This window comes from Roseateles sp. P5_B10 (genome assembly GCF_056400485.1).
The window spans coordinates 1-10,991 of sequence record NZ_JBFULE010000123.1 but is presented as its reverse complement, the minus strand read 5'-3'; the positions used below and the strand labels follow the sequence as shown (position 1 = coordinate 10,991).

At 67.7% G+C, this 10,991-nt stretch carries 9 protein-coding genes and 1 pseudogene; 6 read left to right on the top strand and 4 right to left on the bottom strand.

What is annotated here, in order from left to right:
* A partial coding sequence (locus AC1DU6_RS10780) for a tryptophan halogenase family protein (protein ID WP_477857121.1) occupies positions 1–972 on the top strand: 972 nt, incomplete at its 5' end.
* A gap of 3 nt (positions 973–975) precedes the next feature.
* Here AC1DU6_RS10780 and AC1DU6_RS10775 read toward each other — a convergent pair.
* Both AC1DU6_RS10775 and AC1DU6_RS10770 read right to left on the bottom strand, forming a co-directional pair.
* Positions 976–2,358 (bottom strand): GH1 family beta-glucosidase, encoded by a 1,383-nt coding sequence (locus AC1DU6_RS10775; protein WP_457322551.1) that lies wholly within the window; start codon positions 2,356–2,358, stop codon positions 976–978.
* Between the two features lie 13 nt (positions 2,359–2,371).
* Positions 2,372–3,295 carry a PfkB family carbohydrate kinase gene (locus AC1DU6_RS10770; RefSeq protein ID WP_457322549.1) on the bottom strand — a complete coding sequence of 308 codons (924 nt, stop codon included), beginning with the start codon at positions 3,293–3,295 and terminating at the stop codon, positions 2,372–2,374.
* 181 nt (positions 3,296–3,476) lie between these two features.
* Here AC1DU6_RS10770 and AC1DU6_RS10765 point away from each other — a divergent pair, with 181 nt between their 5' ends.
* From AC1DU6_RS10765 to AC1DU6_RS10755, 3 genes are all read left to right on the top strand, one after another.
* Positions 3,477–4,523, top strand: a complete 1,047-nt coding sequence (locus tag AC1DU6_RS10765; RefSeq protein ID WP_457322547.1) for a LacI family DNA-binding transcriptional regulator — start codon at positions 3,477–3,479, stop codon at positions 4,521–4,523.
* Positions 4,524–4,632: 109 nt separating this feature from the next.
* Positions 4,633–6,108 carry an MFS transporter gene (locus AC1DU6_RS10760; protein WP_457322545.1) on the top strand — a complete coding sequence of 492 codons (1,476 nt, stop codon included), beginning with the start codon at positions 4,633–4,635 and terminating at the stop codon, positions 6,106–6,108.
* Positions 6,109–6,128: 20 nt separating this feature from the next.
* On the top strand, positions 6,129–7,340 hold the full coding sequence (locus AC1DU6_RS10755; RefSeq protein WP_457322543.1) for a glycoside hydrolase family 27 protein: 1,212 nt from the start codon (positions 6,129–6,131) through the stop codon (positions 7,338–7,340).
* Here AC1DU6_RS10755 and AC1DU6_RS10750 read toward each other — a convergent pair.
* A complete protein-coding gene (locus AC1DU6_RS10750) occupies positions 7,324–8,181 on the bottom strand; it encodes a LysR family transcriptional regulator (protein WP_056203856.1) in 858 nt (285 codons plus the stop codon). The two genes, AC1DU6_RS10755 and AC1DU6_RS10750, sit on opposite strands and share 17 nt — an antisense overlap.
* A gap of 174 nt (positions 8,182–8,355) precedes the next feature.
* On the opposite strand from AC1DU6_RS10750, the gene AC1DU6_RS10745 reads away from it, so the two are divergent.
* The gene (locus tag AC1DU6_RS10745) at positions 8,356–9,189 is read left to right on the top strand and encodes a DMT family transporter (protein ID WP_477857123.1); all 834 of its coding nucleotides are present in this window, start codon (positions 8,356–8,358) and stop codon (positions 9,187–9,189) included.
* On the opposite strand, the gene AC1DU6_RS10740 is transcribed toward AC1DU6_RS10745, so the two are convergent.
* Entirely contained in the window at positions 9,186–10,055 is an 870-nt protein-coding gene (locus AC1DU6_RS10740; RefSeq protein WP_457322541.1) for an SDR family oxidoreductase, read from the bottom strand. The genes AC1DU6_RS10745 and AC1DU6_RS10740 overlap by 4 nt on opposite strands.
* A gap of 141 nt (positions 10,056–10,196) precedes the next feature.
* Here AC1DU6_RS10740 and AC1DU6_RS10735 point away from each other — a divergent pair.
* Positions 10,197–10,991 (top strand): annotated as a pseudogene (locus AC1DU6_RS10735) (LysR family transcriptional regulator); the annotation flags it as partial.

Genomic DNA, 10,991 nt, shown 5'->3' with positions numbered 1-10,991 from the left:
GGCGTCAAGCGCGAGGAGGGCACCATCGTCGACGTGTCGCTGCGCCCCGGCGACGGCTTCGTGACCGCCGTGACGCTGGCCGATGGCCGGCGCATCGAGGGGGATCTCTTCATCGACTGCTCGGGCTTTCGCGCGCTGCTGATCGAGGGTGTCATGAAAGCCGGTTATCACGACTGGACGCACTGGCTGCCCTGCGACAGTGCCCAGGCCGTGCCCTGCGACAAGGTGCTGCCGCTGTCGCCGTACACCACGTCTACGGCGCGCAGCGCCGGCTGGCAGTGGCGCATCCCGCTGCAGCACCGCACCGGCAACGGTCATGTCTACTGCAGCGGCTACATGAGCGACGAGGCAGCCGGCCACGTGTTGATGAGTAACCTCGACGGCGCGCCCCAGGGCGAGCCGCGCCAGCTGCGCTTCAAGACCGGCATGCGCAAGCGCATCTGGGAGAAGAACGTCGTCGCGGTGGGCCTGTCGTCGGGTTTCCTGGAGCCGCTGGAATCCACCAGCCTGTCGCTCGTCATCCACGGCATCAGCAGCCTGGTGGAGCTATTCCCCGACCGCAAGTGTGAACCGCATCTGGTGGACGAATACAACCGCCGCATGACAAGGCAGTACGAGTCCATCCGTGACTTCATCATCCTGCACTACAAGCAGACGCAGCGTGACGACAGCGAGTTCTGGCGCTACTGCGCGGCCATGCCCATCCCCGACACGCTGGCGCACCAGATCGAAACCTTTCGCCGCAACGGTCGCGTCGTCATCCTGGACCGCGACAGCTTCGGCGAGGACTCGTGGTACTCGCTCTACCTCGGCCTGGGCCTGAAGCCCGAGGGCCTGGACCCACTGTTGAAGCAGGTGAGCGAGGTCGCGCTGCGGGAGCACTTCCAGCGTCTGCACACTGCCGTCGCCCGGACGGTGGACGGCATGCCAGACCATGCGGCTTATCTCGACCGCCTCGTCAGTGCGAGCTGAGTTTTATCGCCCGGCCCGCTCCCGCAGGAAGTCCGCATACGCCAGCGCGCTGCGCTTGAGCGTGCGCTGCTGGGTCTCGAAATCCACATGCACGAGGCCGAAGCGGCGCTCGTAGCCGAAGGCCCATTCGAAGTTGTCCAGCAGCGACCAGATGAAATAGCCGCGCACGTCCACGCCGTTGTCCATGGCGCGTGAGCATGCCGCGAAATGCTGCTTGATGTAGGCCTGGCGTTGCAGGTCGTCGACGTCGCCGGCGCTGACCATGTCGTCGCTCGACATGCCGTTTTCGGTGATGTAGAGGGGCGGCAGATTGGCGTAGTCGCGCTTGAAGGCTTCGAACAGGTCCTGCAGGCCTTGCGGGTAGACCTCCCAGTCCATCGTCGTGCGCTCGACCTCGGGGTGGCGCACCCAGTCGATGGTGTCGGGGCCCTTGGAGCGCAGCACGGCGCGGCTGTAGAAGTTGATGCCCAGGTAGTCGATGGGCTGCTTGATGAGGTCCATGTCGCCGGGCAGTACCAGGGGCTCGCAGCCTTTCCACAGGCGCCACAGGTCAGCCGGGTACTCGCCCTTGAGCAGCGGGTCCAGCACCCAGCGGTTCTGGTAGGTCTCGAACAGCGAAGCGGCGTCGCGGTCTTCGGCTGTGTCGGTGTCGGCATAGCCCGGCGCGCAGTTGGCGACGATGCCGTGCAAGGCCGTCGGGTCGTTGGCGCGCAGGATGGGCAACGCCAGGCCGTGCCCCAGCAGCAAATGGTGCATGGCCTGGGCGGCCCAGCGGTTGGACTTGAGGCCGGGCGCGTGGTGCCCGTCGCCATAGCCAAGATAGGCTGAGCACCAGGGCTCGTTGTGCGTCGTCCAGGCCGCCACGCGGCCGCCACCGAGTTCGCGGCTCATCAGGTCGGCGTAGTCGGCAAAGCGGTAGGCCGTCTCGCGGTTCAGCCAACCACCGCGGTCTTCGAGGTGCTGGGGCAGGTCCCAGTGATACAGCGTGACGAAGGCGCGGATGCCACGCTTGGCCAGGCCGTCGAGCAGGCGCTTGTAGAAGTCGATGCCCTTCGCATTCGGCCGGCCGGCCTCGTCCATCACGCGCGGCCAGGCGATGGAGAAGCGGTAGGCGTCCACACCCAGGCGCTGCAGGACGTCCAGGTCTTCTTCAAAGCGGTGGTAGTGGTCGCAGGCCACGTCGCCGTTCTCGCCGCGCAGCACCTTGCCCGGCGTCGCGCAGAAGCGGTCCCAGATGGATTCGAGGCGGCCGTCCTCGTGTGCGGCGCCTTCGATCTGGTACGACGAGGTGCCGGCGCCGAAGATGAAGCCGGGGCGGCGCATGGCCGAGCCGGCGGGCGGCGCGACGAGGTCGGCCAGGGAGGTGGGAGGCGGGGTCAGGTCCATGTCGGGCAGTCGTTCAGGCAGAGGTCGGCAGCGCATGCAGGGCGGTGCGCCAGGGTTGCAGGGCAAGGGGTTCGGCGGGCAGCGGGCCGCGCACGCCACAGATGAAGGAGGCGTAGCGATTGGCCAGGGCCAGCGTGGCGGGCAGGTCACGGCCCAGCGACAGGCCGGCCAGCAGCAGGGCGGTGAAGGCATCGCCGGCGCCGACGGTGTCGACCATGCACGGCTGGATGACGCCAGCCCCCTGCGCCAGCAGCACGCCGCCCGGCGCGTAGAAGCGCCAGCCGCTGGCGCCGCAGGTCAGCACCAGGCGTTGCAGTGCAAAACGTGCCATCAATGCGCTGGCGCGGCCGGCGTCGTCGGGCGCGCCGGCATCGAACCAGCCGGCCAGTTGGGCCAGTTCTTCGTCGTTGACCTTGACCCAATCGGCCAGCATCAGCGACTCGGCGGCCAGCAGTCGGGTTTCAGTGCCGGCCCGCAGGTTCAAGTCCAGGAAGCGCGTGCCGGTGAAAGGCTTGACGAGGGCGCGCAGGGCCGCGCGCGAGGCGGGCTGGCGTTGGGCCAGGCTGCCGAAGTAGAGCCACGCCGGCGCCGTTTCAGCGAGGTGAGGGCGGGCGGCCGCGGCGTCGATATGGTCCCAGGCGGCGTCGCCTTGAATCTCGAAGTGGTGGCCTCCGGCGTCCTCGTGCACGCTGACGCGGCCGGTGGCGTGCTGCGGGTCGCGCTGCACGCCGGCGCTGTCCAGGCCGTAGCGGCGCGCACTGTCGAGCACGAGGCGGCCGTTGTCATCGTCCGCGCCGACGCGGCTGATGAACAGGGCCGGCGCGCCCATGGCGGCGAGCGAGCGCGCCACGTTGAAGGGCGCGCCACCCGCGACGGGTCCGTCATGGAATTCGTCGACCAGGGCTTCGCCGAGGACGGCGATGGGGCAGGGGAGCATGTCGGCGGCGCTTGGCGCGCTTCGTCGGTGGTTCGGAAATATTCTATGCAACAGCGATTGTTTAGTGAACAATATCCAGCCTAGGTTTTGCCCCCGGTACAGGGTGTACCCGGGGCCGCTGGGGTGCCGATGCACAATCGCGCCCGATGCGACGTGCTAAACAACAGCGGGAGCTCGGGTGATGGCCGACAAGGGAGTGACGATTCGCGAATTGGCCGAGGCCGCGGGCGTGTCCATCGGCACGGTGTCGCGCGCGCTGAAGGGCCAGCCCGGCCTGTCTGAGCAGACTCGCGCCCAGGTGCTCGGCGTGGCCCAGCAGATGGGTTACGACGTCGGCAAGCTGCGCACCGGCAAGCCACGCCGCATGCTCTTCCTGTACAGCCGCAGCCTGGGCTCGCTGGCCAACAACCCCTTCTATTCCTATGTGCTGCACGGCGCCGAGACGGCCTGCCGCGAGGCCGGCGTGCCGCTGAGCATCATGTCGGTGCTGGCGGGCGACGACGTGGCCGGCCAGGTACGCCGCCATGAGGCCGAGGCGCTGCTGGGTGCCGGCTATTTCGACCCCGAGGCCATGGAATCCATTCGCCGCTGCGAACTGCCGCTGGTGCTCGTGGATCACTTTTACCCCGGCGTGCGTTGCGTCAATGACGACAACCAGCTTGGCGCCTGGCTGGCGACTCGCCATCTGCTGGAAGGCCAGTCCCAACGCATCGCCGCCATCTTCGGGCCGCTGGCGCATTACTCGACGTCGCTGCGCGCCAAGGGCTTCCGCCGCGCCTTGTTCGAGGCCGGCCGCCTGTTTGACCCCGACTACGAAGTCACGCTGGACCCGGCGCTGGAATACGGCGACGCCGGCCGTGATGCGATGAGCCGCCTGCTGGCCCTGCCCAACCCCCCGGACGCGGTCTTCGCCTACAACGACTCGACGGCCATGTTTGCCATCGAGGTTTGTCTTGAGCGCGGCCTGCGCGTGCCCGAGGACATCCGCTTCATCGGCTACGACGACATCGAGGAGGCTGCCCGCAACAAGCCGCCCCTGTCCACTGTGAAGATGGACAAGGAAGCACTTGGCAACGTCGCCGCACGCGCCCTCATCGAAGGCGATGTCGCACCCAATGACGCGTCGCTGCCGGTGGAGCTGGTCGTGCGCGAGAGTTCCCGTTTCGTCGCGGCGCCTGAAGCCGAGGCCGCGCCGCGCAAGGCCAGGCGCAAGACCGCAGCTGTCTAGGTGGCTGCCTAGGTAGTTGCACCGCCTTTCGTTCGTGCGATCAACGAACGAAAATAGGACTGTTTACTAAAAATACCGCCTCGCTCAGCGCCAGGCGAAGGAGACAGTCTTGATCGCCGATCCCGAAGGGGCCGCCATGCCGCCCGTGCAGCGCCCGACCGCCTCCGTGCCGCCAGCGCCAACACTTGCGGCCGACCGCGTGCCCGCGCGGCAGAAGATCGGCTTCGGCCTGGGCTCCTTCCTGGACATGTGGGGCCACTGGCTCTACCAGTCGTTGGCCTTCCACGTCTTCAACATCTTCCTCGGCGTGGCGCCGGGGCTGATCTCCACGGTCATCTTCCTGAAGATCGCGGTCGATGCCGTTTCGGACGCGCTGTTCGGCTGGCTCTCCGACAACGCCCGCACGCGCTGGGGGCGCCGCCGCCCCTTCATCCTGGTGGGCGGCATCCTCGCCGGCATCGGCCTGCCGCTGATGTTCGCCGTCGGCCGCGGCTGGAGCGACAACGAATACTTCATCTTCATGCTGGTCTCGACCTGCCTGTACGTGCCGGTCATGAGTTGCTTCAACATGCCCTGGAACAGCCTGGGCGCCGAGATGACGCCCGACTACCACGAGCGCACGCGCGTGATGTCATGGAAGAACGCGATCCAGAAGCTCCCCGAGCTGGCGATGTTCGTGGCGGCCCAGTTCACGACGCTGGCCTTCTTCAATGATGCGAAGGGCAAGCCCGACATCCTGCTGGGTGCCCAGGTCTACACCAGCATCCTGGGCGGCATCATGGTGGTGGTCTCCATCGCCATTTTCCTGCTGACCCGCGAACGCTACTACCAGAAGGTCGTGGCGCAGACCCGGCAGCGCGTGCCCTTCAAGGACACCCTGTACCGCACACTGAAGAACAAGCCCTTCCGCCAGATGCTGGGCACGATGATGGCCTACAACATGGCCACCTCCATGGTGGGCATGCTGGGCTACTACGCCACCGTCTACTACGTCTGCGCCGGCAACGTCGTTGAAGCCACCAAGTGGAACTCGATGATGGGCATCGCCGGTCTGGTCTGCGGCCTCGTTGGCATCGCCTTCGCCGGGTGGGTGGCCAGGCACTGGGGCAAGCGCAATGCGCTGATGACGGTGCTGGTGCTGGGCATCCTCGCCTTCGTCGGCGACTGGTTCTTCTACAACCCGCAGCTGCCCTGGCTGCAGTTGTTTGCCAGCGGCGGCGTGGCCTTCGTCGGTGCCGGGTTCTGGACGATCTACGGCTCGGCGATGGCCGACGTCATCGACCATGACGAGCTCGGCAGCCGACAGCGCCGCGAGGGTTCGTTCGCCGCCTGCGGCTCCTGGATCTCCAAGGTCGGCCTCGCCTTGGGCAACGGCGCCTCCGGCTGGGTGCTGATGTTCACCGGCTTCAACGCTAAGCTGCCGGTGCAGGGCGAGGATGCGCTGTTCATGATCCGGGTCGCCCTGTCGGGCATTCCCATCCTCGGGCTGCTTATCGCCCTCTACATCGTGTCCCGCTACTTCCTGACCGAGCGGCGCATGAACGAGATCCGCGCCGAGCTGGAAGCGCGCCGCGGCACCGTCTGACTTTTTTCGGAGTTTTCCCCATGACTTCAACCTGGCTCGGCCGCGCTTTGCTGGCCCTGTCGACCTGCGTCTTCATTGCCGGCGCCCAGGCCGCCCCGCACGAGACGCTCAAGCTCGACGCCCCCAAGCCCAATCTCGCGCCCACGCCGCCGATGGGCTGGAACTCCTGGAACAAGTTCGCCTGCAACGTCAGCGAGACGCTGATCCGCCAGCAGGCCGACGCGATGGTCGCCTCCGGCATGAAAGACGCGGGCTACCGCTACATCGTCATCGACGACTGCTGGCAGAAGAGCCGCGACGCGGACGGCAACATCCAGGCCGACCCCGAGCGCTTCCCATCGGGCATCAAGGCACTGGCCGACTACGTTCATTCCAAGGGCCTGAAGTTCGGCCTCTATTCCGATGCCGGCGCCGCAACCTGCGGTGGCCGCCCCGGCAGCGCCGGCCACGAGTTCCAGGATGCGCGCCAGTATGCGAAGTGGGGCGTGGACTGGCTGAAATACGACTGGTGCTACACCGGCCCGCGCACCCCCGAAGCGGCCTACACCATCATGGCCAAGGCGCTGCGCGAATCGGGCCGTGACATCGTGCTGTCCATCTGCGAATGGGGCGGCAGCCAGCCCGGCCGCTGGGCCCATCCCGTCGGCCATCTGTGGCGCACCACGGGCGACATCTGGGACGCCTGGAAGGGCAAGAAGGAGTGGTCGCACGGCCTGCTGGACATCATCGACATGAATGCCGACCTGTGGGCCGACGCCGCGCCCAACGGCTGGAACGACCCCGACATGCTGGAGGTCGGCAACGGCGGCATGACGACGACGGAGTACGAGAGCCACTTCTCGATCTGGGCCATGCTGGCCGCGCCGTTGGTGGCGGGCAACGACATGGCGAAGATGGATGCGGACACCCGCCGCATCCTGACCAATGCCGAGGTCATCAAGGTCGACCAGGACCCGCTCGGCCGGCAGGGCCGGCGCGTCTGGCGCCAGGGCAACCTGGAAGTCTGGGTGCGCACGCTGGCCGGTGGCGAACGTGCGGCCGTGCTGTTCAACCGCGGCGAAACGGCGGCCGACATCAAGGTGACGTGGGAGCAGCTGGACCTCGCGCCGCGCATCAAGGCCGAGGTCCACGACCTGTGGTCGGGCAAGAAGACCCGCGGCGTCTCGGGCGAGGTCGGCGGCAGCGTGAAGCCTCACGGCGTGATGATGGTGCGTGTCAGCCCGACACCCTGAGCGTCTCGATCAGCATCCGCCGCAGGCTGTCCACCGCCTTGTTGCCCTTGGACGTCTTGCTGCGGTAGACGGCTACCTGCATCGGCTCCAGCGGTCCCAGGCCCTGTTCGGCGCCCAGAAGTTGCAGATGCGGCGGCGCGCTGCACTGCGTCAGCACGGCCACGGCCAGGCCGCTCTCGACGGCTGCGATCTGCCCTGCCAGGCTGGAGCTGTTGTAGACGATCTTGTAGGGCCGGCCCTGCAGGGCGAGGGCGTTGATGGCGCTGCGCCGGCCCAGGCTGGCCTCCTCGTAGACTGCAATGGGCAGCGGGTCGCGCCGCCAGATGTCAAACTGCGGGGAGCCGACCCAGACCATGGGCTCGTGGAAGAGCAGGGTGCCGCGCCGTGCGTGGTCGCGCGAAACCAGGGCCAGGTCGAGATCGCCACGCGCCACGCGCGGGATCAGCGAGGTCGACTGCTCGCAGTCCAGCTGGATCTCAACGCCGCCATGGCGCGGCGCAAAGCGCTTGAGGACCGGTGTCAGGTATCTGCGAGCGTAGTCATCCGGTACGCCCAGGCGCACGACACCTGAGACATCGTCCTCGCGCAGCGCCGCCTGGGCCTCGGCCTGAAGGTCCAGTATGCGTCGCGCATAGCCCAGCAGGGTCTGGCCCTCATGCGTCAGTTCCAACTGGCGCGCATCGCGCCGAAGCAGGCGGTGGCCGACGGCCGCCTCCAGCTTCTTGAGCTGCATGCTGACGGCCGACTGCGAGCGGTGGATCTCGGCCGCGGCGCTGGACAGGGAGCCAGCATCGACGGTGGCCACAAAGCATTTCAGCCAGTCGATCTGCAGATCGCGCATGAATTCGAAAAGCGGATGATTTGGAAGCGAATTATGTGCTTTTCGGATTCGCGGCCGACCGGCACATTGGCGGCCATGAAGTACCTCAATCCCGCCCCAACCGCATTACCCGCCAAGCTTGCCCGGCCGCCCGGCATCACGGCCGGCCCGCTCGACGCCCGCGCCGGCGGCGTCATGCTCCTGCTGTGCTGCCTCTGGGGCCTGCAGCAGGTGTCGCTGAAGGCGGTGACGGCGCAGGCCGGCCCGATGCTGATGATCGGCCTGCGCTCCGGCATCGCCCTGTTGCTGCTCGCCGGTCTGATGCGCTGGCGCGGCGAGGCGCTGGATCGCCGCCGCTGGGCAGCCGGTGCCGCGGCGGGCTCGCTGTTCGCGCTGGAATTCCTGCTCGTGGCCCTGGCGCTGCAGTTGACCCAGGCTTCGCACGTCGTCGTCTTCCTCTACACCTCGCCGCTGTTCACAGCCCTGGGCCTGCACTGGCGGCTGCCGGCCGAGCGCCTCGACCGGCGTCGCTGGGCGGGCATAGGCCTGGCATTCGGAGGCATCGCGCTGGCCTTCCTGTGGGGCGGTCTGGCCCCTGACGGCTCTGCGCTGCTGGKAGACCTGCTCGCGGTGCTGGCCGGCCTGGCCATGGGCGCTACGACGGTCACCATCCGGTGTACGCGCTTGGCCGCCGCACCGGCGACCGAGACGCTGTGCTACCAGCTGCTCGGCGCCTTCGTGCTGCTGCTGCCGGGTGCCTGGGCGACGGGTCAGTGGCGCTTCGAGCCGACTGCCGCCGTCTGGGCCCACCTCGCCTTCCAGAGCCTGGTCGTGTCCTTCGCCAGCTTCCTGGCCTGGTTCTGGTTGCTGCGTCGCTACCTAGCCTCGCGCCTGGGCGCCTTCACCTTTATGACGCCACTGTTTGGCGTGCTGCTGGGTGTCTGGTTGCTGGGCGAGGCGTTGTCGCCCAGCTTCGTGGCCGGCAGCCTGCTGGTGCTGGCCGGCGTCGTCCTGGTTAGCAAGCCTTAGGTCGCCACCCGCTCGGCCACGAAGGCCTGGTAGGTCCGCAGCGGGCGGCCCAGCATCTTTTCCAGCGTCTGGGTAGCGCCGGCGGCGGGAATCTGCCCGAGCTGCTGGATGCGGCTCATCATCAGGCGCAGGTCGTAGGCCATCCAGGCGGGCACGTGCTGCGCGGCCAGTTGTGCCTCGAAGGCCTGCACGTCGTCGCCGCCGTAGCGGATCTCGCGATTCAGCGCCTGRCCCCAGACAGCGGCGGCCGTCTCGCCGGTGAAGACCTCGGTGCCGGCCACTTCCAGCGTCAGGCGGGGCAGGGGTTCCGGCGAGCGGTCGCGACGCAGCAGCTCGGCCACGGCGATGTCGGCGATGTCGCGCACGTCCACCATCGCGCAGCCCTTGGCGCCGATGGGCATGGGGAAGACGCCGTAGCCTTCGATGACGGGCTGGATGCTGGCGTCGTTCTGCATGAAATAGGCCGGGCGCAGGATGGTCGCTGGCAGATCCAGGCTTTCGATCATGCGCTCCACGGTGTGCTTGCCGGTGAAGTGGGGCACGTCGGTGTAGAGGTCGGCGTGGATGACCGACAGATAGACGATGCGCTGGATGCCGGCTTCGCGGGCGACGCTGAGCGCCTGCAGCGACTGCGTGACCTCGTCGGGGGCGAGGGCGTTCAGCAGGAACAGCGTGCGCACGCCGCTCATCGCCAGGCGCAACGAGTTCACGTCGCCGAGGTCGGCGACGACGCCGTCGACGCCGGCGGGCAGGGATTGGGTGCCGGTGCGGCGGACCATCGCCTTGACCTGAGCGCCTTGCTTGGCCAGGCCTTGGACGACGAGGGAACCGACGGTGCCGGTGGAACCGATGACGAGGATGCTCATGATGGACTCTCTTGAAAGCTGATTAAGGGGAAGGACCAGGGCCAGGCGATTTGTTTCGCTGGCTTGGACGAAAGATAGGCCGTTGCAATACATAAACACAGACGCCAAAATCAGGACAATGTGTCTTCGAATTGAGACGATATGGACCTGAACGCCCTGACCGACTTCAACCTCGTGGCCACGCACGGTGGCTTTGGCCGAGCCAGCCGGGCCAGCCGGCGCTCCAAGGCCACGCTGTCCAGGCGCGTGGCGGACCTGGAGGAGCAACTGGGCGTGCGCCTCATCGAGCGCGGCGGCAAGGGACTGGAGCTGACCGAGGCCGGCCAGCTGCTGCTCAGCCGTACCGAAGGGCCCATGCACGAGGTGGCCGATGCGATCGGCGCGGCGCGGGAAGGCAGCGGCAAGGTGGCCGGGCGCCTGCGCGTGGCGGCACCCATCCTGTTTTCACAGCTGGCGATGGGGCGGCTGTGCGCGGAGTTCCGCGGGCTCTATCCCGACGTCACTCTGGAGGTGGTGGCGGAAGATCGGGTGGTGGATCTCGTCGACGAGCAGTTCGACGTCGCCATCCGCCCCAACCCGCGGGTGGACACGGCGCTGGTGGGCCGCTGTTTTGCGAAGGACCGCCTCGTGGTCGTCGCCGCGCCGTCCATCGCCAGGCCCGCGCCTGGCGCTGCGCCCGTGCGCGTGCCCGCCGTCGTCAGCGCCTATCGGGACGGCGAGACCTGGTCTGTCGACGAGGGCCGCCTGCTGATCGAGCCCGTGCCGGTGCTCGGGCTCTCGTCGATGCTGATGCTCAGGGACGCCGCGCTGGCCGGCGCCGGTGCCGCGCTGGTGCCGCGGTCCATCGTCGGGCAGCAAGTCGATGACGGCGAACTGGTGCAGTGGGCAGCCTGGACGGCAAGGAGGTCGAGCTGTGGGTGCTGCACACCTCCCGGC